General features: G+C 65.5%; 21 protein-coding genes. 14 read left to right on the top strand and 7 right to left on the bottom strand.

Annotated elements, in window-relative coordinates:
* Positions 1 to 67: 67 nt before the first annotated feature.
* From tpx to BG57_RS17995, 7 genes are all read right to left on the bottom strand, one after another.
* Positions 68 to 568, bottom strand: a complete 501-nt coding sequence (gene tpx / locus BG57_RS18030) for a thiol peroxidase (RefSeq protein WP_035966798.1) — start codon at positions 566 to 568, stop codon at positions 68 to 70.
* 99 nt (positions 569 to 667) lie between these two features.
* Entirely contained in the window at positions 668 to 1,912 is a 1,245-nt protein-coding gene (locus BG57_RS18025; protein WP_035966796.1) for a zinc-ribbon and DUF3426 domain-containing protein, read from the bottom strand.
* A 48-nt stretch (positions 1,913 to 1,960) separates the two neighbouring features.
* Positions 1,961 to 2,863, bottom strand: coding sequence for a 50S ribosomal protein L11 methyltransferase (gene prmA, locus BG57_RS18020; RefSeq protein WP_035966794.1), 903 nt, complete (start codon positions 2,861 to 2,863; stop codon positions 1,961 to 1,963).
* 19 nt (positions 2,864 to 2,882) lie between these two features.
* A complete protein-coding gene (gene accC / locus BG57_RS18015; RefSeq protein ID WP_035966792.1) occupies positions 2,883 to 4,250 on the bottom strand; it encodes an acetyl-CoA carboxylase biotin carboxylase subunit in 1,368 nt (455 codons plus the stop codon).
* A 152-nt stretch (positions 4,251 to 4,402) separates the two neighbouring features.
* Positions 4,403 to 4,879 carry an acetyl-CoA carboxylase biotin carboxyl carrier protein gene (accB, locus tag BG57_RS18010; RefSeq protein WP_035966790.1) on the bottom strand — a complete coding sequence of 159 codons (477 nt, stop codon included), beginning with the start codon at positions 4,877 to 4,879 and terminating at the stop codon, positions 4,403 to 4,405.
* Between the two features lie 526 nt (positions 4,880 to 5,405).
* The gene (locus tag BG57_RS18000) at positions 5,406 to 5,945 is read right to left on the bottom strand and encodes a TlpA family protein disulfide reductase (RefSeq protein ID WP_035966788.1); all 540 of its coding nucleotides are present in this window, start codon (positions 5,943 to 5,945) and stop codon (positions 5,406 to 5,408) included.
* Positions 5,946 to 5,965: 20 nt separating this feature from the next.
* Entirely contained in the window at positions 5,966 to 6,622 is a 657-nt protein-coding gene (locus BG57_RS17995; protein WP_035966787.1) for a hypothetical protein, read from the bottom strand.
* Positions 6,623 to 6,795: 173 nt separating this feature from the next.
* On the opposite strand from BG57_RS17995, the gene mpl reads away from it, so the two are divergent.
* The 14 genes from mpl (at position 6,796) to BG57_RS17925 (ending at position 21,818) form a co-directional block, all read left to right on the top strand.
* Entirely contained in the window at positions 6,796 to 8,214 is a 1,419-nt protein-coding gene (mpl, locus tag BG57_RS17990; RefSeq protein ID WP_035966785.1) for a UDP-N-acetylmuramate:L-alanyl-gamma-D-glutamyl-meso-diaminopimelate ligase, read from the top strand.
* Positions 8,211 to 8,810, top strand: coding sequence for a YqiA/YcfP family alpha/beta fold hydrolase (locus BG57_RS17985; protein WP_035966784.1), 600 nt, complete (start codon positions 8,211 to 8,213; stop codon positions 8,808 to 8,810). The genes mpl and BG57_RS17985 overlap by 4 nt, the downstream gene beginning before the upstream one ends.
* A 62-nt stretch (positions 8,811 to 8,872) precedes the next feature.
* Positions 8,873 to 10,933 (top strand): ribonuclease catalytic domain-containing protein, encoded by a 2,061-nt coding sequence (locus BG57_RS17980; RefSeq protein ID WP_035966783.1) that lies wholly within the window; start codon positions 8,873 to 8,875, stop codon positions 10,931 to 10,933.
* Positions 10,930 to 11,784, top strand: a complete 855-nt coding sequence (aroE, locus tag BG57_RS17975) for a shikimate dehydrogenase (protein WP_035966782.1) — start codon at positions 10,930 to 10,932, stop codon at positions 11,782 to 11,784. Before BG57_RS17980 ends, aroE begins: the two co-directional genes overlap by 4 nt.
* Positions 11,784 to 12,545: a monofunctional biosynthetic peptidoglycan transglycosylase gene (mtgA, locus tag BG57_RS17970; protein WP_081850937.1), complete on the top strand. Its 762-nt coding sequence runs from the start codon at positions 11,784 to 11,786 to the stop codon at positions 12,543 to 12,545. Before aroE ends, mtgA begins: the two co-directional genes overlap by 1 nt.
* A 362-nt stretch (positions 12,546 to 12,907) precedes the next feature.
* A complete protein-coding gene (locus BG57_RS17965) occupies positions 12,908 to 13,834 on the top strand; it encodes an IclR family transcriptional regulator (protein ID WP_052005880.1) in 927 nt (308 codons plus the stop codon).
* Entirely contained in the window at positions 13,831 to 14,820 is a 990-nt protein-coding gene (locus BG57_RS17960) for a 2-dehydro-3-deoxygalactonokinase (RefSeq protein WP_035966779.1), read from the top strand. The genes BG57_RS17965 and BG57_RS17960 overlap by 4 nt, the downstream gene beginning before the upstream one ends.
* Before the next feature lie 25 nt (positions 14,821 to 14,845).
* Positions 14,846 to 15,523, top strand: a complete 678-nt coding sequence (locus BG57_RS17955; RefSeq protein ID WP_035966778.1) for a 2-dehydro-3-deoxy-6-phosphogalactonate aldolase — start codon at positions 14,846 to 14,848, stop codon at positions 15,521 to 15,523.
* Positions 15,520 to 16,299, top strand: a complete 780-nt coding sequence (locus BG57_RS17950) for an SDR family oxidoreductase (RefSeq protein WP_035966777.1) — start codon at positions 15,520 to 15,522, stop codon at positions 16,297 to 16,299. The genes BG57_RS17955 and BG57_RS17950 overlap by 4 nt, the downstream gene beginning before the upstream one ends.
* Before the next feature lie 204 nt (positions 16,300 to 16,503).
* The gene (locus tag BG57_RS17945) at positions 16,504 to 17,511 is read left to right on the top strand and encodes an arabinose ABC transporter substrate-binding protein (protein WP_035966776.1); all 1,008 of its coding nucleotides are present in this window, start codon (positions 16,504 to 16,506) and stop codon (positions 17,509 to 17,511) included.
* Positions 17,512 to 17,577: 66 nt separating this feature from the next.
* Complete coding sequence (araG, locus tag BG57_RS17940; RefSeq protein WP_035966775.1) at positions 17,578 to 19,092, top strand: L-arabinose ABC transporter ATP-binding protein AraG; 1,515 nt, start codon at positions 17,578 to 17,580, stop codon at positions 19,090 to 19,092.
* 18 nt (positions 19,093 to 19,110) lie between these two features.
* Entirely contained in the window at positions 19,111 to 20,127 is a 1,017-nt protein-coding gene (gene araH, locus BG57_RS17935; protein ID WP_035966773.1) for an L-arabinose ABC transporter permease AraH, read from the top strand.
* A gap of 12 nt (positions 20,128 to 20,139) precedes the next feature.
* The gene (locus BG57_RS17930; RefSeq protein ID WP_035966771.1) at positions 20,140 to 20,925 is read left to right on the top strand and encodes an SDR family NAD(P)-dependent oxidoreductase; all 786 of its coding nucleotides are present in this window, start codon (positions 20,140 to 20,142) and stop codon (positions 20,923 to 20,925) included.
* Complete coding sequence (locus BG57_RS17925) at positions 20,925 to 21,818, top strand: SMP-30/gluconolactonase/LRE family protein (protein ID WP_035966770.1); 894 nt, start codon at positions 20,925 to 20,927, stop codon at positions 21,816 to 21,818. Before BG57_RS17930 ends, BG57_RS17925 begins: the two co-directional genes overlap by 1 nt.
* Positions 21,819 to 21,822: the final 4 nt, after the last annotated feature.

Raw genomic sequence — 21,822 nt, 5'->3', positions numbered from 1 at the left:
CCTTTCGAGTTCGATGGCTGCCGCGCCTCGTATGCGCGGACCGCCGCAAGCGGTCCGGCCGTGCAGCTTACTTCAGCGCCGACAGCGCCGCATCGTAGTTCGGCTCGTTCTTGATTTCGGGCACGAGTTCGGCATGCAGCACCTTGTTGTTCTCATCGAGGACGACGACTGCGCGCGCCGTCAGCCCCTTGAGCGGACCGCTCGCGACATCGACGCCATACGCCTGCGCGAACTCATGGCCGCGGAACGTCGACGCCGTCACCACGTTGGCGAGACCTTCGGTCGTGCAGAAACGCTTGGCCGCGAACGGCAGGTCGCCCGAAACGACGAGCACGACGGTGTTGTCGAGCTTGCCGGCGGATTCGTTGAATTTGCGCGTCGACGTGGCGCAGGTCGGCGTGTCGAGGCTCGGCACGATGTTCAGCACCTTGCGCTTGCCCGCGAAGCTCGCGAGCGTGATGTCGCCGAGATCAGTGCCGACGAGGTTGAATTCCGGGGCTTGCTGTCCTGCGCTCGGGAACGTGCCGCTGACTTCGATGGGATTGCCGCCGAGGGTAACTTGACTCATGTTGCGCTCCAGAGAGGTGTCAGATGCTGACGGGAAGTTTCACTTGGCGTGGCGCGGTCGGCGGGCAGGGCGCGAATGCCCCGTCACGCGATCGCGCCATCACGGATAGAAGACCTGAACGCGGTAATTCGCGGCGACGGCATCGCCGGTATCCAACCGTACGACGACCGGCTGCGCGCTTTGCGGGGGAAGGCCGATGGCGAATATCGTACCCGGTCGCGCGTAATCCTGCGGCCACAGCACCCGCCGGATCGCGACATCGCTCTTGTCGTCGAGCAGCGTGAGTTCGAGCGCCGGATAGGCGAGGGGGACGTCGGCGCGATTGCGCAACATCAGTTTCAGTTCGAGCTTGTGCGGACCGTCGACCTGACGCAGCCCCGAACTCTCGATCTGCAGCCCCGCGACATAGCGCGGCGGCGAAAACGTGCAGCCGACCTCAGTGCAAATAGCGGAGTAAAGGGCGCGCGTGCCGGGCATGTAGACCATGACCGCTTCGCGCTGCCACCACGCGAGCTGCATCAGCAGGAGCAGCGCGAGCACCGCCGCGAGCAGGTAGCCGGCAATCTGCACGGCCTTGCGCCCGCGCCGGGGCGGCTGCGAAGCGGGACGTGGCTCGCGCGTCACGGGAAAGGCTTCGTTCGCGCTGGGTGCGTGCGCCGCACCCGGCGCGGGTGGCCGTGCGCCGAAACGCGGCTCCTCGTCGTCATGCCATGAGGACGCGGGCTCGACGGGCGGCGCGGGACGAGGCGGCGGCGCATCGGACTCGCGATGATCTGGACCGATGAACGGCTCCGCGCGGTCGTCGACCGAATTGACGAAGCGCGCCGGCGGCGTTTCGGGGCGCGTGGGCGTCGGCGGCGGGCGATCGTCGGGCGGCGCGCTGACGCGAACAAAGGGCTTGCGCCGGTCGTCGACGGGAGGCTGAACGGCCGATTCGTTGGCTGCATCCTTCCGGGCAGGACGCGAAGGCGCCGCAGCGAATGCCGGCGGCTTCGCATGAATCGTGGGATCGTCGTCTTCGACGCGTGGAGCGGGCGGCTCGACGCTCGCCCGCTTGCCCAGTTCTAGCGTGCGGGGCACGACGAGCGTGGGCGGTTCCTTGTCGGCTTCGGGCGCTGGCGCGGTGAACGTGGACGGCCCGACTGCCACCTCGTCATCGACGATGGTTGCGTGCTGCGGCTCATCCGCTGCTGCGGCGTCGTCGGGAAGCTCGAACGTATGATGCGCGGCGTCGAAGACTTCCTGACAGTGTCCGCAACGCACGCGGCCATCATGCGGCGCGACCAGGTACGGGTCGAGCCTGAAAACAGTTTCGCAGTGAGGGCAGCGGGTTGCGAGCGCCATGTGTATTGCCATTGGCCTCGCGGCCGGGTCGTGAACGATGGCGCTATTCTAATGGCTTTCGCGGCGCGTTCCGGCGAGGCACACCCAGCCTTCGTGCTCGCGCCAGACGGCGATGTCGATCCACGCCGCATAGACCGCCGCGACTTCGTCGGCCTGTCGGGCGAGAATGCCCGACAGCGCGATGCGCCCGCCGGGCTTCACCTTCGAGGAAAGCATCGAGGCCATCAGCTTGAGCGGATTCGAGAGAATATTCGCGACTACGATATCGAACTCGCCGGCGGGGCATTCGTCGGGCAGCCCGTAGGTGACGGCCGCCCGGTTGCGCTCGCTGTTCTGGCGCGCGGATTCGACCGCCTGCGGGTCGATGTCGATGCCATAGACAGGATCGGCGCCGCACTTCTTCGCGAGGATCGCGAGGATGCCCGAGCCGCAGCCATAGTCGAGCAGCGACTGGCCCGGCTGCACCGATTGCTCCAGCCATTCCATGCAGAGTCGCGTAGTCGGATGGCTGCCCGTGCCGAACGCGAGACCAGGGTCCAGTTCGAGCACGAGCGCGGAAGGATCGGGCGCGTCATGCCACGACGGCACCACCCAGATACGCTCGCCGATCGGAATCGGCTCGAACTGCGCTTGCGTCAGGCGCACCCAGTCCTGCTCTTCCACGTCGCGCACCGAGAACGCGGGCGTCGCGTTGAGGCCGATTTCGTTCGCGGCCGCCGCAAGCAGCACGGCGGGATCGGCGTCCTCGGCCAGGAGCGCGACGACGCGCGAGCGCTTCCACGCGCTGCGCTCCGGCGTGAGGCCGGGCTCGCCGAAGAGCGGTTGCTCGTCGGGCGTATCGGCGTCGGCGTCTTCGACGGACACCGACAGCGCGCCGATTTCCAGCAGCGCATCCGACAGCGCTTCCGCGTGCTCGCGATCCAGCTCGGCGATCAGTTCCCGGTAACTCATGCTCGTGTCTCTTTCTGACTCAGGACTCTTCCGCCACCGCCGCCTGACGCGCGGCCAGCTTGTTCTCGAGGTAGTGGATGCTTGTGCCGCCCTCGACGAACTTGGCGTCGATCATCAACTCGCGATGCAGCGGGATGTTGGTCGAAATGCCTTCGACGACCATTTCCGACAGCGCGATCCGCATGCGGTTGATGGCCTGTTCGCGCGTCGCGCCGTAGGCGATCAGCTTGCCGATCATCGAATCGTAGTTCGGCGGGACGAAGTAGCCGTTGTAGGCGTGCGAGTCGACGCGGATGCCCGGGCCGCCCGGCGCATGCCACGACGTGATGCGTCCCGGCGACGGCGTGAACTTGAACGCATCTTCCGCATTGACGCGGCATTCGATCGCGTGGCCGCGGAACTGGATGTCCTTCTGGCGGAACGCGAGCTTCTCGCCGGCGGCGATACGAATCTGCTCCTGCACGATATCGACGCCCGTGATCAGCTCCGTCACCGGATGCTCGACCTGCACGCGCGTGTTCATTTCGATGAAGTAGAACTCGTTGTTCTCGTACAGGAATTCGAACGTGCCCGCGCCGAGATAGCCCATCTTCTTGCACGCGTCGGCGCAGCGGTCGCCGATACGGTCGATCAGCCGCCGCGCGATACCCGGCGCCGGCGCTTCTTCGATGACCTTCTGGTGACGGCGCTGCATCGAGCAATCGCGCTCGCCGAGCCAGATCGCGTTGCGGAACGAATCCGACAGCACCTGAATTTCGATATGCCGCGGGTTCTCCAGGAATTTCTCCATGTAGACCTGCGGATTGCCGAAGGCGCGGCCCGCTTCTTCGCGCGTCATGTTGACCGCGTTGACGAGCGCCGCTTCCGTATGCACGACGCGCATGCCGCGTCCGCCGCCGCCGCCCGCCGCCTTGATGATGACCGGATAGCCGACCGTGCGCGCGATCTTCACGATCTCTTTCGGATCGTCCGGCAACGCGCCTTCCGAGCCCGGCACGCACGGCACGCCGGTCTTGATCATCGTCTGCTTGGCGGTGACCTTGTCCCCCATCATGCGGATGGTTTCGGGGCGCGGCCCGATGAACGTGAAGCCCGACTGCTCGACGCGCTCGGCGAAGTCGGCGTTCTCGGAAAGAAAGCCGTAGCCGGGGTGGATGGCTTCGGCGTCGGTGACCTCGGCGGCGCTGATGAGCGCCGGCATGTTCAGGTACGACAGGTTCGACGGCGCCGGTCCAATACACACGGCTTCGTCGGCGAGCTTGACGTACTTGGCTTCCTTGTCGGCTTCCGAATAGACGACGACGGTCTTGACGCCCAGTTCGCGGCACGCGCGCTGGATGCGAAGCGCGATTTCGCCGCGGTTCGCAATGAGAATTTTTTCAAACATGGCTGTGGGTCGGCTCATCAACGGGCACGCGCGAGCGGCCCTCGGGATTCGAATCGGCGGCGCGCGCTTTCAGGAGTCTGAGGCACAAGCACGCGCCGGCGCGGTGACGCCGCGCAGACCGAGCAATGCGCCCGGCGCACGGCTCGACGCGCTTAGTCGCCGATCACGAAGAGCGGCTGGCCATACTCGACCGCCTGACCGTTCTCGACGAGGATTTCCTTCACGACGCCGGACTTGTCCGCTTCGATTTCGTTCAGGAGCTTCATGGCTTCGATGATGCAGATCGTCTGGCCTTCCTTCACCGTATCGCCGACCTGGACGAACGGGTCCGCGCCCGGCGACGGCGCGCGGTAGAACGAGCCGACCATCGGCGACGTCACGATGTGGCCCTGCGGCGCGGAAGCCGCCGGCGTCGCTGCGCCCGCGCTTGCGCCTGCATCGACGCCGGCGGACATGCCCGGCGCGGACGGCGCCTGAACCTGCGGCGCGTACTGCTGCGGCGCCTGCATGTAGACGGGTGCTGCGTTCTTGACGATGCGAACCTTGCCTTCGCCCTCCGTCACTTCCAGCTCCGAGATGCCGGATTCCGAGACGAGGTCGATCAGCGTTTTCAGTTTACGAAGGTCCATCGAAAATTCCCCTTTCAATACTTGGAGACCGGGACTGCCCGGTGCTTGACTTTGTGGGTGTATGACTGTCAGCCGCGAGCCGGCGCGGCCGGCCGGCCGGCGCGCACATGCATTCGGCGCATCGGTGCGCCCGCCCATGCGCGGGCGGCAAAATCGGCAGAGTCGATCGGCACGCGGACGGCGTTCGCACGGAACGCCTTGGCGTGGTCGCTTTGAAGCGTGCGCCTGAACGGCACGCGAGCAGTTGCATTTCGCGCGGCGCGGCACGGCCCGTTCGAACAGGCATCGGCTGATTCGGCTGCATGGCCTTGCGGCGCCGGCGGAATGATCATGGTCGCTTCGGTTGTGCGGAATTCGGCGCACTTTAGCGCCGTTTAGAGAATGTTGTCTAGTTTTGCCGTGCACGACACAAAATCGGGACGGCACGATTTACCGGCATTGTCGCACCCAAACGACGATGTTCCCGCAAAACCCTGCTAAGTTGCTGCTTACTTATCGCAAAGACGAGCGATCAGGCGGCGATTCTTTACAGCGCGTCCAGTGTTCGCTTGAGTTCAGCTTCGTTCACTTCGCCGAGTTTCGTCGAGCGGACCGCGCCCTTCGCGTCGATCACGACGGTAAAAGGCAGTCCGCCCGCGTTGTTGCCGAAGCTCCGCGCAAGATCTGCGCCGCCGAAACCGGTCACGTAGACGGGGTAATCGACCGGAACCTTCTTCAGGAAGTCGTTGACGTTCTTCTCGCTGTCCACGCCGAGCCCGATGAACGTGATGCCCTTCTTCTTATACTCGCGCTGCAGCGCCGACAGCGTCGGCATTTCCTTCACGCACGGTCCGCACCACGACGCCCAGAAGTTGACGACTACGGGCTTGCCCTTGTAAGCCGCGAGCGGCTGCGAGGTTCCGGCAGCGGCGGGCGGCGTCGTCTGCCACAACTGCTCGACCGCGTTGCCGCTCGGCTGCGTGGCGGCTTCGGTATCGACGCCGGTGAAGCGATGGCCCGCGTAGAAGCCGCCGACCGTCGCCGCGATCGCGACCGCGAGGGCCGCCAGGATGCGTTTGCTGTTCATGGAGGAAAAGTCTTGGAGAATCAGCCGCCGACTTCCAGCGGCGGACGATCGGAAGGGCCGGGATCGTCGAGCAGCGCGCGCACGGCTGCCGCGTTCGCGCGTGCGAGCCGTCCGCGTCCGTCGGCACGCACCGCGCCGCGCAGATCGTTGGGTCCGTAAAGCGCGATGTGCACGCCGATCGGTTCCTCGCCGCGCTCGCGCTGCAGAAAGCTGAGCGTTTCCACGTAGCCGCGTCCGGCGAAGTGCCGCGTCTCGGACACGTCGTACTGGACGTTGGCGTTCAGCAGATAAATGGCGACTTCCTTCGGGTTGTCGCAGAAGCATTGCAGATGAATATCCGAATGCTCGCCTGCCGTGCCATTGAGCACCGCGCCTGTCAGATAGGGGTCGAAGGGCTTGAGCCGTTCCATCCAGTCGAGCGCTGCCTCGCGCATGCGGCGCAGGACGGCGGGCTGGCTGTCGCTCTGGAAAATCGCCTGATATTCGCGGATTTCCTCTTCGATCTGGTCGTTGTCGGGTAGAAACTCGCCGCCGATTTTCGTCTCGCCGACGACCTGCCGCGCCGCCTTCCGCTTTGCGGTGGAGTAGTCGAGGCCATCTTCGGCGATCATTCTCGCTGCGGCGATTGCGATTTCCTCGCGCACGCGTTGCGGATCGAAGTGTGATTTGCGGACCATTGGGCAATCATACTAGATAACGCCTGGCGGCCCTTGCGGCGCGCGGGCGCGCAGTCAGGCGGCCGGCGCGCTCGGTTACAATATGCGCCTCCAGGCGCGTTCCTGCACGGGTTTTCCGTCCACGCGCCGTCCTCTTTTCCGCACTTCATCGCCTGCGCGGCGCGACACGGTTTATGCACATCCACATCCTCGGCATTTGCGGCACCTTCATGGGCGGTCTCGCCGTCCTGGCTCGCGAGGCGGGTCACAAGGTCACCGGCTGCGACGCGGGCGTCTATCCGCCGATGAGCACGCAGCTCGAGGCGCAGGGCATCGAACTGATCGAGGGCTTTGGCGTCGAGCAGCTATCGCTCGAGCCGGATCTGTTCGTCATCGGCAATGTGGTGTCGCGCGGCAATCCGCTGATGGAAGCGATTCTGGATCGCGGCCTGCCGTACACGTCTGGCCCGCAATGGCTCGGCGAGCACGTGCTCGCGGGCAAGTGGGTGCTCGCGGTCGCCGGCACGCACGGCAAGACCACGACGAGCTCGATGCTCACGTGGCTGCTCGAAGACGCCGGCATGAATCCGGGCTTCCTGATCGGCGGCGTGCCGCTCAACTTCGGCATTTCCGCGCGCCTGACCGATTCGAGCTTCTTCGTGATCGAGGCCGACGAATACGACACCGCGTTCTTCGACAAGCGTTCCAAGTTCGTCCATTACCGTCCGCGCACGGCGGTGCTCAACAATCTGGAATTCGATCACGCCGACATCTTCCCCGATCTCGCCGCCATCGAAACACAATTTCATCACCTCGTGCGCACGGTGCCGGGCGTCGGACGCATCGTTACCAATGGGCGCGAGGCGGCGCTCGAACGCGTGCTGTCGCGCGGTTGCTGGTCGGGCGTCGAACGCTTCGGCGTGCAAGGCGGATGGCAGGCGCTGCCCGCCCGCGATGGCGAAACCGTCGATGAGCAGTTCGCCGTCTATTGGGAAGGCGAGCGGCTGGGCGTGGTCGACTGGCAGGTGCAGGGCGAGCACAATCGCATGAACGCGCTCGCGGGGATCGCGGCGGCGCGATCAGTCGGCGTGCCGGCGGCGCAGTCAGTCAAATCGCTGGCGAGTTTCCGCAACGTCAAGCGGCGCATGGAAGTGAAGGGCAGCGTCGAAGGCGTCACCGTCTACGACGACTTCGCGCATCACCCGACCGCCATCGAAACGACCGTCGCGGGATTGCGCACGCGCATCGGCGATGCCGGTCACGCGCGCATCCTCGCAGTGCTGGAGCCGCGTTCGAATACGATGAAGCTCGGCACGATGAAAGCGCAACTGCCCGCGAGCCTCGCCGGCGCGGATCTCGTGTTCGGCTACGGCGCGCGCGAAGGCCGCGACAAGCTCGGCTGGGACCTGGCCGAAGCGTTGTCGCCGCTCGGCGACCGGGCGCAGGCCTTCAATGAAATAGAGCCGCTGGTGAAAGCGGTCGTCAGTGCGGCGCGCCCCGGTGACCACGTGCTCGTGATGAGCAACGGCGGTTTCGGCGGCGTACATCAGAAATTGCTCGATGCGCTGTCGGCGCGTCCGGGTCCGGGGACAACTGCAAGAGGCCCCGCGTGATTCTCTACCTGCACGGCTTTCGCTCGTCTCCCCAATCGTTCAAGGCGCGCATGATGCGCGCGCGCCTCGCGGAACTCGGCCGGCTGAGCGAATGGCAGTGCCCGGTGTTGCCGGTTTCTCCGTGCGACGCCATCGCGCTGGCGGAATCCATCGCCGGCGCGGCGCTACCGGAGGATGTTACCGTCGTCGGCAGTTCGCTCGGCGGCTACTACGCGACCTATCTAGCGGAGAAGCACGGCTGGCGCGCGGTGCTGCTGAATCCCGCCGTGATGCCCGATGTCGATCTCAGTGCGTATCTCGGCGAACAGCCGTTGTGGCACGGCGGCGGCACCATCACCGTGTTGCCGCGTCATCTCGACGAACTTCGCGCGCTTCATGTCGATGCCATCACGCGCCCCGAGCGCTATTTCCTGATTGCCGCGACCGGCGACGAAGTGCTCGACTATCGCGCGATGCTTGCCCACTATTCCGGCGTACGCACGACGTTGATCGAAGGCAGCGATCACGCGATCAGCGACTTCGGCGACTATCTCGCCGATGTGCTTGCCTTCTGCGATCAGACGCCGCGCGCCGCGCTTGCCCCAGCGGCTGCGTGATGCCCCATTCATACACTGGCGCGCCCGCTGCGCGCCGGTCCACCGTCTTACGAGAGTATTGAGTGAACGTTTTCTTCGAGGAATCGGGTAGTTTCAAGGCCGGCTCGGTCTTGTCGAAACAAGGCGACGCGTTCCAGGTCGAGTTGCCGGGCGGACGCCGCGCCAAGGTGCGCGCGAAAGACGTGCTGATCGAATTCGACAAGCCCGCCGCCGGCGATCTCATGCAGGAAGCCAACGCCATCGCGCAGGAGATCGACCTCGATTTCCTGTGGGAATGCGCGCCCGACGAGGAGTTTCCGTTCGCCGCGCTGGGCGCGGATTATTTCGGCGACAAGTTCGGTGCAGCCGAACGCGCGGCGCTCGTGCTGCGCATGCATGGCTCGCCGGTTTATTTCCGCCGCAAGGGACGCGGTCAGTACCAGCGCGCGCCGCAGGAGCAGTTGCAGATGGCGCTGGCGTCGCTCGAGCGCAAGCGTCAGCAGGCGCTCGTGCAGGCCGGCTACGAAGAGGAGCTGAAAGCGGGCACGCTGCCGGAGGCGCTGAAGGGCAAGGCCATCGGCCTGTTGACGAAGCCGGACAAGAATTCGATCGAGTACAAGGCGCTCGAAGCCGCCGCTGCGGCGCGCGGCATTTCGCAGGCGCGGCTGATGCTCGAATGCGGCGGCATCGCGTCCGCGCGGGCGCTGCACGAGGCGCGTTTCCTGTCCGAGTTTTTCCCGCATGGGATCGGTTTCCCGGCGGTGCAGACCGCGCCGCTGCCGGAAGACTTGCCCGAGGCGCATGTCCAGGCGTTTTCCATCGACGATGTCACGACCACCGAAATCGACGACGCATTCTCCGTCGAGCATCTCGCCGATGGCCGCCTGCGCATCGGCATTCACATCGCGGCGCCGGCGCTCGGCATCGCACGCGGCGACACGGTCGATTCCATCGCGCGCAGCCGCTTGTCGACTGTCTACATGCCCGGCGACAAGATCACGATGCTGCCCGACAACGTCGTCGAAGTGTTCACGCTCGGCGAAGGCGGGCTGCGTCCGGCGCTGTCGCTTTACATCATCGTGAATCGCGAGACGCAGGACATCGTCGCGACTGAAACACGCGCCGAACGCGTCTTCGTCAAAAGCAACCTGCGGCACAACCATCTGGACGAGCATGTCACGGAGGAAAGCCTCGCCGCCGGCACGGGCGATTATCCGCACAAGGAAGACATCGCCGTGCTGTGGCCGCTCGCGCAGTCGCTCTTCGAAAAACGCCAGCAGGCACGCGCGACTTACGGGCTCAAGCGCGAAGTGCAGCGCAACAACGACTTCAATTTCTATGTCGAAGGCGAGCACATCACCATCACGCCGCGCCGCCGGGGATCGCCGCTCGATCTGATCGTCGCCGAACTGGCGATTCTCGCGAATTCGTCGTGGGGCGCGTTCCTCAACGATCACGGCGTGCCGGGCATTTATCGTTCGCAACGCGGTTTCGGCGGTCCCGGCCCGAAGCGCACGCGCATGCAGACGACGCCCGCGCCGCACGAAGGGCTGGGCGTCGCGCAATACGCGTGGAGCACGTCGCCGCTGCGCCGCTATGTCGACCTCGTCAATCAGTGGCAACTGCTCGCGTGCGTGCAGCATGGCGTGACCGCGAAGCTCGCCGCGCCGTTCAAGCCGAAGGACGCGGACCTCTTCGCCGTCGTGCAGGGTTTCGACGATACCTACAGCGCCTACGCCGATCACCAGCGCCGCATGGAATATTTCTGGTGTCTGCGCTGGCTGAAGCAGGAGAACAAGCGGCACGTTCCGGCTTCGGTGGTGAAGGACGATCTCGTGCGGCTCGAAGAAATTCCGCTGATCCTGCACGTGCCCGGTCTCGGCGTGCATGCGCGCGGCACGCGGGTGATGCTCGAAGTCGTATCGATTGATGAGCTGACCGTCGAAGCGTCGTGCCGTCTGCTGCACGTGATCGACGCGCCGTCCGCGAGCGCGCCCGCCGAGGAAGACGAAGCCGAGGAAGAAATCATCGAGGCCGACGATCTCAGCGCCGAAAGCGAAGCTGAAGCGCAGGCGGAAGCACAGACCGAAGGCACTGGGCAGCCGCAGGAACCTACGTCCGATTCCACGGAGCCGACCGCATGAGCCACGCGCAAGCCGACCGTTATGCGGTGATCGGCAATCCTGTCGAGCACAGCAAATCGCCGTGGATTCACGCGCGGTTCGCCGAGCAGACGGGCGAGCCGGTGGAATACGGGCGCATTCTCGGGCCGCTCGGCGGTTTCGAGGCGGCGGTGAAAACCTTCATCGCGTCGGGCGGACGCGGCATGAACGTGACTGTCCCGTTCAAGCTCGATGCCCACGCCTTCGCGGATTCGCTGTCGCCGCGTGCGGCGGCGGCCGGCGCGGTAAACACGCTCTCGTTCTCCGATGACGGCGTGCGCGGCGACAACACCGATGGCGTCGGCCTCGTGCGGGACATCGAAGTGAATCTGGGCGTGAGCCTTCAGGGCGCGCGCATTCTGCTGCTCGGCGCGGGCGGCGCGGCGCGCGGCGTCGTGTTGCCGATCTTCGCCCGGCAGCCCGCCGCGCTCACCATCGTCAACCGGACGGCGGCGAAGGCGCGCGAACTCGTCGACCAATTCGCCGCACAGGCGCGTGAGAGCGGCGTGCGCTTTGCAGGCGGCGGCGCGGATAGCGCGGAAAAAGCGCGTTACGACGTGATCATCAACGCGACGGCCGGCAGTCTCGATGCCGCGCTGCCCGAATGCGACGACGCGGCGTTCGGCGCGGGCACGCTCGCCTACGACATGATGTACGGCCCCAAGCCGACGGTCTTCATGGAGCACGCCGAACGCCTCGGCGCACGCGCCGCCGATGGCCTCGGCATGCTCGTCGAACAGGCGGCCGAATCGTTCTTCATCTGGCGCGGCGTGCGTCCGGACGGCGGCGCGGTGCTGCGCGAATTGCGCCTGACGCTGGCGGCCAAAGCCTGATGACGACCGCGCCCGCTCCGAGCCGCACGTCGCCGCGCTCGCGGCAGCCACGCCCGGCGGTGCGCCTCGGACCCGCGCGATGGATCGCTTACGGCCTCTCCGTGTTCGTCATCGCGGCGATCGCGACGCAGTTCTACTTCTTCGCGCAGATCGGCATATGGACGGTGCTGAATCCCGGCTCGACCGCGTTCATGCGCGCCGACGCGTGGACGCTTGCCAGCACCCGCCCCGGCACGCCGTTGCAACGGACGTGGATGCCCTATGACCAGATATCGCGCAATCTGAAGCGGGCGATCATCGCGTCGGAGGATGCGAACTTCGTCAACAACAACGGCTACGAAACCGACGCGATCCTGCAGGCGTGGGAGAGGAACAAGGCGCGCGGAAGAATCGTCGCGGGTGGATCGACCATTTCGCAGCAGCTTGCGCGCAACCTTTTCCTGTCGCGAGAGAAGAGCTATTTGCGCAAGGCGCAGGAGCTCGTCATCACGTGGATGCTCGAGTTCTGGATGGACAAGCAGCGCATCTTCGAGATTTATTTGAATTCGGTCGAATGGGGCAACGGCGTCTATGGCGCGGAAGCGGCGGCGCAGTATTACTACAAGACCTCGGCGGCGAAACTGACGGCCGGACAAAGCGCGCGCCTCGCCGTGATGCTGCCGCGCCCGAAGTATTTCGACGACCATCGGAACTCGGCTTATCTCGCGTCGCGGGCGCGTGTCATCGCGCGTCGAATGGGCGCAGCCGAACTGCCCGAGTGAAATTTAGTTGGCGTCGCTAAACATTGCAAAGCCCTGATCCGTCAGGGCTTTTTCTTTTTTGGGCGCCTTTCGGTTGTCAGCTTGAGTCCCATTATGTGAACCCGACGATCACATATTGAATTATCGAGATAGCCGGAACTACAATCCGTGCAGGCTTTCGATGGAACCGCCACGAAGCCCCGAGCGCATGCGCCACTGACATGCGCCGACAAGAACAGACTGGAGACACGTCATGCACTCGACCGCTCGCCCGCGCTCGCGGGTTGCGTTGCACGATTCATCGGTGTTTCGCGCCGGCCAGCGCCGGTTCATCCAGGTGTCGCGGCTTGTCCGCGCTGCATGAATCGCGAGGACGAGCCGACATGAGCGACCACTCCACCAGCGCGACGCGTGCGCGCAGCAGTTCCATCGGCGCGGCGGGCAGCCAGCAGAACGCCCAACCGCACGGCCGTGATCCCGACGCCATCGCGCTGCCGAGCGCGCTCGTCGACATCACGCCGCAGCAGGCCGGCACACAGACGTTGTTGCGCGGCCTCGCGATTCTCGAAGCCGCCGCGAACGGGGCGCGCGATCTGCGCTCGTTCAGCGCGGCGCTCGGCACGACCCGCAGCACCACGCATCGGCTCGTCAGCTCCCTCGTGCAGGCGCGCTATCTGCGGCAAGTGCAGGGCGGCTATCTGCTCGGGCCGAAGCTGATCGAACTCGGCACTATCGCGCTCGAGCAAATGCCGCTCACCACCGTCGCGCGGCCGTATCTGCAATCGCTTGCGCGGCATACGCAGGACACCATCCACCTCGGCGTGCGCGATGGCGACGACGTGCTGTACATCGACAAGATTCCCGGCACGCGCGGACTGGAGATGCGCTCGCGCGTCGGGCACCGGATGCCGCTGGCGTCGACGGGCATCGGCAAGGCGATGATGCTCGATCTCGAAAGCAACGCGTGGAAGAAGCTGCTGGAGGCGTCGCATCGCGCGCTCGCCCGCACGAGTTTCAAGCCGGATCATCGGCCGGACGTCAGCACGTTCGTGCAGCGCATGACGCGCTATTCGCAAGGCGGCTACACGTTCGATCTCGAAGAAAACGAAGCGTCGATACGTTGTGTCGCCGCGCCCGTGCGCGATGCGTCGGGTGCGATCGTCGCGGCGCTCTCCGTGGCGAGCACCATTCCTTATATGCCGGACGAGCGCATGGAAGAACTGATTCCGATTGTGCAGCAGGAAGCGCGTGCAATCTCGTCGGAACTCGGCTGGCGCGCGCCGCAAAGCAATCGCAGGATCAAGCGATGACCGCGCCTGTCGCACGGACCTTCGCCGCGCCCGCGCTCGTCGCGCTCGACTGGGGCACGACTTCGCTGCGCGCCTATTTGCTCGGCGCGGATGGCGTCGCGCTCGACACGCACGCATCGCCCGCGGGAATCATGCATCTGCCGGCGGGCGGCTTCGAGCAGGCGTTCGAAGAAACCTGCGGCGCGTGGCTCGACGCGCATCCGCAACTGCCGGTGCTGGCTGCAGGCATGGTCGGCAGCGCGCAGGGCTGGGCCGAAGCGCCGTACGTCGAGGCGCCCGCCGATGCCGATGCGCTCGTCGCAGGCATCGTCGCGATCGAAACGGCGCGCGGCGCGACGGTGCGGATTGTGCCGGGCGTGCTCGAGCGCGGCGTGCTGCCGAACGTGATGCGCGGCGAGGAAACGCAGATCGTCGGCGCGCTGTCGAGCGATGCATCGCTGAACGCGGAGGGCGGCGTGCTGATCGGCCTGCCCGGCACGCACGCGAAGTGGGCGTTCGTGCAGGCGGGGCGCATCGAGCGCTTCTACACGTTCATGACGGGCGAGTTGTTCGGCGCGCTGCGCGATTACACGATCCTCGGCCGCACGATGCAGCAAGGCGCGGCGGCGGACGCGGCGGCGTTCGAGCGGGGCGTCGATACCGCACGCGATGCCGGTCATCCCGGCGTGCTCGCGACAATCTTCAGCACGCGCACGCTCGGCCTCACCGGGCAACTCACGCCGGCGCAGCAGCCGGATTATCTGTCGGGCCTGTTGATCGGCCACGAACTGCGCGGCCTCACCGAAGTGCTGGCGCGCGATCAGTCGTCGCTGGCGGGCAGGACGCTGCGGCTCATCGGCAACGACACGCTGTGCGACCGCTATCGGGCGGCGCTCGCGCGCTTCGGCTGTCTCGACGCCGCCACCGTTGCGAACGCCACCGAGCAGGGCCTATGCCGAATCGCCGTCCAAGCCGGGCTCGTACCAGCGCCCGTGCGTGCGGCCTGAGCAGCACCGAGAAGGAGTCACGACGATGCAGCCACCCATCAATCTCCCCGCGCCGTATCAGATGCACGCCGGTCTCGCGAAGGCGTTCGCCGCGTGCCCGCTGATCGCGATCCTGCGCGGCGTCACGCCCGACGATGCCGCCGACCACGCTCGCGCGCTGTACGAAGCGGGCTTTCGCATCGTCGAGGTGCCGCTCAACTCGCCGCAGCCGTTCGACAGCATCGCGGCGATCCGCCAGGCATTGCCGGCCGACGCCATCGTCGGTGCAGGCACGGTGCTGCATCCGAGTTATGTCGACGACGTGAAGGCCGCCGGCGGCGAACTGATCGTGATGCCGCACAGCGACGGCGATGTCGTGCGGGCCGCCAAGGCGCTCGGGCTCGCGTGCGCGCCCGGCGTCGCGACGCCGAACGAGGGTTTCATCGCGCTGAAGAACGGCGCGGACGTGCTGAAGATGTTTCCCGCCGAGCAGCTCGGGCCGACGGTCGTGAAGGCGTGGCGCGCGGTGATCGCTAAAGACGTGCCGCTCGTGCCGGTCGGCGGCATCTCGCCCGACAACATGGGGCCGTTCCTGACGGCGGGCGCGAACGGCTTCGGCCTCGGCTCCGCGCTGTACAAGCCGGGTCAGGGCGTGAAGGTGACGGCGTCGCACGCGAAGGCGTTCGTCGGCGGACTGGCGATCGCCCGAGGTGAAAAACGATGAGCCGCCTCGCCGGCAAGGTCGCGATGGTCACGGGCGCGGGGCGCGGCATCGGCGCGGCGATCGCGCTGGCGTTCGCGCGCGAAGGCGCGGCGGTGGCGCTCGCGGAACTCGACATCGAAACCGCGCAGGCGACGGCCGCGCGCATCCGGCAGGAGACCGGCGCGCACAACGTGCTCGCGGTGCGGACCGACGTGACGCAAGGCGCATCAGTGAAGGAAGCCGTCGCGGAAACCGAAGCGCGGCTCGGCCCCGTCGACGTGCTCGTGAACAACGCCGGCATCAACGTGTTCTGCGATCCGCTCACGATGACCGACGACGACTGGCGCCGCTGCTTCGCCGTCGATCTCGATGGCGTCTGGAACGGCTGCCGCGCGGTGCTGCCGGGCATGGTGGCGCGCGGGCGGGGGAGCATCGTGAACATCGCGTCGACGCATGCGTTCAAGATCATCCCCGGCTGCTTTCCGTATCCGGTGGCGAAGCACGGCGTGATCGGCCTGACGCGCGCGCTCGGCATCGAATACGCGCCGAACAACGTGCGGGTGAATGCCATCGCGCCGGGCTATATCGAAACGCAACTGACGCTCGACTGGTGGGACGCGCAGCCCGATCCGGCCGCCGCGCGGCAGGCGACGCTCGATTTGCAGCCGATGAAGCGCATCGGCCAGCCGCACGAAGTCGCGATGACGGCGGTGTTCCTCGCATCGGATGAAGCGCCTTTCATCAACGCGAGCTGCATCACCGTGGATGGCGGGCGCTCGGCGCTCTATCACGACTAGAACACGAGGAATGACGCACTGGCCGCAGTGCGGCAAAGGCGCTGATGCGCAAGCTGACTGCCGCGATGCGACGGCGGCATGAAGACGACAGCAGCCACAAGCAGTCGCAGGCAGTCACAGGTAGCCACAAGCAGCCACACACATTTCGTAACGGCCCGACACGCGGGCTTTTGAGACAACGGGTAAAAACTCGGGAGACACAAGATGAAACGCAGACTGTTCCTCACGCTGATCGCCGCCGCCACCGCCACGAGCGCCACGCTGATCGCCGCGCCCGTCGCGCAGGCCGCCGATGACGTCAAGATCGGCTTCCTCGTGAAGCAGCCGGAAGAGCCGTGGTTCCAGGACGAATGGAAGTTCGCCGAAGCGGCCGCGAAGAGCAAGGGCTTCACGCTCGTGAAGATCGGCGCGCCGTCGGGCGAAAAGGTGATGAGCGCCATCGACAACCTCGCCGCGCAAAAGGCGCAGGGCTTCATCATCTGCACGCCGGACGTGAAGCTCGGGCCGGGCATCGTCGCGAAGGCGAAGGCCGACAAGCTGAAGATGATGACCGTCGATGACCGCCTGGTCGACGGTTCCGGCAAGCCGATCGAGTCCGTGCCGCACATGGGCATCTCGGCGTACAACATCGGCAAGCAGGTGGGCGACGGCATCGCCGCCGAGATCAAGAAGCGCGGCTGGGACATGAAGGAAGTCGGCGCCATCGACGTGACTTACGAGCAGTTGCCGACCGCGCACGACCGCACGTCCGGCGCCACCGATGCGCTCGTCGCTGCCGGCTTCCCGAAGGCGAACATCATCGCCGCGCCGCAGGCCAAGACCGACACCGAGAACGCATTCAACGCCGCGAACATCGCGCTCACGAAGAACCCGCAGTTCAAGCACTGGGTCGCGTATGCGCTGAACGACGAAGGCGTGCTCGGCGCGGTGCGCGCGGCGGAAGGGCGCGGCTTCAAGGCCGACAACATGATCGGCATCGGCATCGGCGGATCGGATTCGGCGCTGAACGAATTCAAGAAGCCGCAGCCGACGGGCTTCTTCGGCACCGTCATCATCAGCCCGAAGCGCCACGGCGAAGAGACGTCCGAGCTGATGTATGCGTGGATCAAGGACGGCAAGACGCCGCCGATGCTCACGCTCACGACCGGCATGCTCGCCACGCGTGAGAACGTGTCGTCGGTGCGCCAGCAGATGGGCCTGGCGTCGAACTAAATCGGGTGAAGCGAAGCGGGCCGCGTTGCAGGAAGCGGCCCGCGCATTGGCGACAAAGGAGGCGATGTGTCAGCGACGCTGCGTTTTGACAATATCGGCAAGGTGTTTCCAGGCGTGCGTGCGCTCGACGGCGTGTCGTTCGACGTCAATGCCGGCGAAGTTCACGGTTTGATGGGCGAGAACGGCGCGGGCAAATCGACCTTGTTGAAGATTCTCGGCGGCGAGTATCAGCCCGATTCGGGGCGTGTGCTCATCGACGAAAAAGAAGTGCACTTCGGAAGCGCGGCGGCATCGATCGCGTCGGGCATCGCGGTGATCCATCAGGAGTTGCAGTACGTGCCGGACCTCACCGTGTCCGAAAACCTGCTGCTCGGCGCGTTGCCGAACCGGCTCGGCTGGGTCAACAAGAGCGCCGCGAAAAAGCACGTGCGCGAGCGGCTCGCGGCGATGGGCGTCGATCTCGATCCGAGCGCCAAGCTGCGCAAGCTCTCCATCGCGCAGCGGCAGATGGTCGAAATCTGCAAGGCGCTGTTGCGCAATGCGCGCGTGATCGCGCTCGATGAGCCGACTTCGTCGCTGTCGCATCGCGAGACGGAAGTGCTGTTCAAGCTCGTGCGCGACCTGAAGGCCGACAAGCGCGCTCTGATCTATATCTCGCATCGCATGGACGAGATTTACGAACTGTGCGACGCCTGCACGATTTTCCGCGACGGCCGCAAGATCGCGTCGCACACGCGGCTCGCCGAAGTGTCGCGCGATACGCTCGTGCAGGAAATGGTCGGCCGCGAAATTAGCGACATCTATAACTATCGGGCGCGCGAGTTGCGCGAAGTGCGCTTTTCCGTGAAGAACGTGCAGGGCGATGCCTTGAGCGCGCCAGCAAGCTTCGAGGTGAAGCGCGGCGAGATCGTCGGCTTCTTCGGACTGGTCGGCGCGGGCCGCAGCGAGCTGATGCATCTCGTGTACGGCGCGGACAAGAAGAAGGGCGGCGACATCCAGCTCGACGGCCAGCCGATCAGGATACGCAGCACCGGCGAAGCGATCCGTCACGGCATCGTGCTGTGTCCGGAGGATCGCAAGGAAGAGGGCATCGTCGCGATGGCGACGGTCGCTGAGAACATCAACATCTCGTGCCGCCGTCATTATTTGCGCGGCGGTCTGTTTCTCGACCGCAAGAAGGAAGCGCAGACGGCCGACCGTTTCATCCAGTTGCTGAAGATCAAGACGCCGAGCCGCAAGCAGCGCATCCGTTTCCTGTCGGGCGGCAATCAGCAGAAGGCGATTCTGTCGCGCTGGCTCGCGGAGCCGGATCTGAAGGTCGTCATTCTCGACGAACCGACGCGCGGCATCGACGTCGGCGCGAAGCACGAAATCTACAACGTGATCTATCAGCTTGCGGAGCGCGGCTGCGCGATCGTGATGATTTCGTCGGAGTTGCCGGAAGTGCTGGGCGTATCCGATCGCATCGTCGTGATGCGGCAGGGGCGGATCGCGGGCGAATTGCCGCGCGGGAAGGCGAGCGAACAATCGGTGCTGAGCCTTGCGTTGCCGCAGGCCGAGACGGTTGCGCAGGCCGCGTAAAGACAAGAGGAGCGAATCATGGAAGCAAGAGAAAACATCGTGGGACAGGCGAGCGAAACGGTCGCGAACGCGCTGATCCCGCAGAAGAACGACAAACAGAAGTGGTGGCAGCAGATCACGGAGTACAGCCTGATCGTGATCTTCATCGTGATGTTCGTGACGATGTCGCTTTCCGTCGATCACTTCTTCTCGATCGAGAACATGCTCGGTCTCGCGCTGTCGATTTCGCAGATCGGCATGGTCGCGTGCACGATGATGTTCTGTCTCGCGTCGCGCGACTTCGACTTGTCGGTGGGATCGACGATCGCCTTCGCCGGCGTGCTGTGCGCGATGGTGCTGAACGCGACCGACAACACGTTTATCGCGATCATTGCTGCTGTTGCGGCGGGCGCGGTGATCGGCTTCGTGAACGGCGCGGTGATTGCGTATCTGCGCATCAACGCGCTGATCACCACGCTGGCCACGATGGAAATCGTGCGCGGGCTCGGCTTCATCGTGTCGCATGGGCAGGCGGTGGGCGTGTCGTCGGATACGTTCATTGCGCTCGGTGGCTTGTCGATGCTCGGAATCTCCCTGCCTATCTGGGTGACGCTTGCGTGTTTCGTCGTGTTCGGCGTGTTGCTGAACCAGACCGTGTACGGGCGCAACACGCTTGCCATCGGCGGCAATCCGGAGGCGTCGCGGCTCGCGGGCATCAACGTGGAACGCACGCGCGTGTGGATTTTTCTGATCCAGGGCGCGGTGACGGCGCTGGCCGGCGTTATCCTTGCATCGCGAATCACGTCGGGGCAGCCGAACGCGGCGCAAGGCTTCGAGCTCAACGTGATTTCGGCGTGCGTGCTCGGCGGCGTGTCGCTGCTCGGCGGACGCGCGACGATTTCGGGCGTCGTGATCGGCGTGCTCATCATGGGCACCGTCGAGAACGTGATGAACCTGCTCAACATCGACGCGTTCTATCAGTACCTCGTGCGCGGCGCGATCCTGCTCGCCGCGGTGTTGCTCGACCAGTTGAAGAACCGCGGATCGCGGGATTAATCAGGAAGAGATATGGCAATCGACAGCAAACTCGCGCGCTATCCGAGCCTCGCCGGCAAGACGGTGCTCATCACCGGCGGCGCGACCGGCATCGGCGCGGCCTTCGTCGAACATTTCTTCGATCAGGGCGCAAAAGTCGCATTCTTCGATATCGACACCAGCGCGGGCGAAGCGCTCGCGGACCAGCTTGGCGCATCGCCGGGCGCGGACCGCGTGCGCCCAATGTTCCTGCGCGTCGATCTCACCGACATCGGCGCATTGCGTCAGGGCATCGCCGATGTGCGCAGCGCGCTCGGGCCGATCGGCGTGCTCGTGAACAACGCGGCCAACGACCAGCGCCATGCGATCGCGGACGTGACGCCCGAGTACTACGATGCGTGCATCGCGGTGAACGTCCGCCATCAGTTCTTCGCGGCGCAGGCCGTCATCGACGACATGAAGCAACTGGGCGGCGGCTCGATCATCAATCTCGGCTCCGTCAGCTGGATGCTGAAGAACAGCGGCATGCCGGTGTATCTGACGGCGAAATCGGCGGTGCAAGGCATGACGCGCGGCCTTGCGCGCGATGTCGGCAAGTTCGGCATTCGCGTCAACACGCTCGTGCCGGGCTGGGTGCTGACCGAGAAGCAGAAGCGGCTGTGGTTCGACGAAGCCGGCAAGCTCGCGCTCAAGCAAGGGCAATGCATCGACGGCGAACTGCTGCCGCATCACCTCGCACGCGCGGCGCTGTTCCTCGCGTCCGACGACAGCAGCATGATGACGGCGCAGGACATGATCGTCGATGCAGGGTGGTCCTGATGAACAGCGCGCACGCGATGGATGCGCAGCTTCTGATCGACAGCCGGTGCGAACTCGGCGAAGGCGCGACGTGGTGCGCCGCGAGCGGGCGCTTCTGGTGGACGGATATCGAAGGCAAGCGCCTGTGGCGCTACGACCCGCGCGACGGCGCGACGGCATCGTTCGCGATGCCCGAACGCCTTGCCTGCTTCGCCTTGTGCGCCGATCCGAACGTGCTGTTGCTGGGTCTCGCGTCGCGGCTCGCGTTCTTCGAGATTGCGTCGGGGAAGATCGAGACGATCGTCGAAGTGGAAGCGCATCTGCCGACGCGTCTCAACGACGGCCGCTGCGATCGTGAAGGGCGCTTCGTGTTCGGCACCAAGCACGATGTCGACGACGCCCAGCCCATCGGCGGGATGTATCGGCTGAATCTGGACTTGTCGCTGGAACGCCTGCCGCTCGGCGATTTCGCGATCAACAACAGCACGGCGTTCAGCCCGGACGGCGCGACGATGTATTACTGCGACACGCCGACGCGCCACATCCGCGCGTGCGATTATCCGGACTTCGGCAATCAACGCGTGTTCGTCGAACTGTCCGATGACACGGGCTTCCCCGATGGCTCGATCGTCGATGCCGACGGCGGCCTGTGGAACGCACAATGGGCCGGCCGGCGCGTCGTGCGTTATGCGCCCGATGGCCGCGAGACGGCGCGCATCGCGGTGCGGAGCGCGCAGCCGAGTTGCGTCGCGTTCGGCGGGGCATCGCTCGATACGCTTTTCATCACGACGGCGCGCGCCGGTCTGGACGACGATGCGCTCGACGCCGATCCGCACGCGGGCGGCATCTTCACCGCGCAGCCCGGCGTGCGCGGCATCGCGGAACCGGTCTTCGCCGGCAAGCTGAACGGATAAAACG

The organism is Caballeronia grimmiae, from assembly GCF_000698555.1.
Taxonomy (GTDB): Bacteria; Pseudomonadota; Gammaproteobacteria; order Burkholderiales; family Burkholderiaceae; genus Caballeronia; species Caballeronia grimmiae.
The sequence above is the reverse complement of the archived record's forward strand: the minus strand, read 5'-3'. Positions and strand labels throughout refer to the sequence as shown.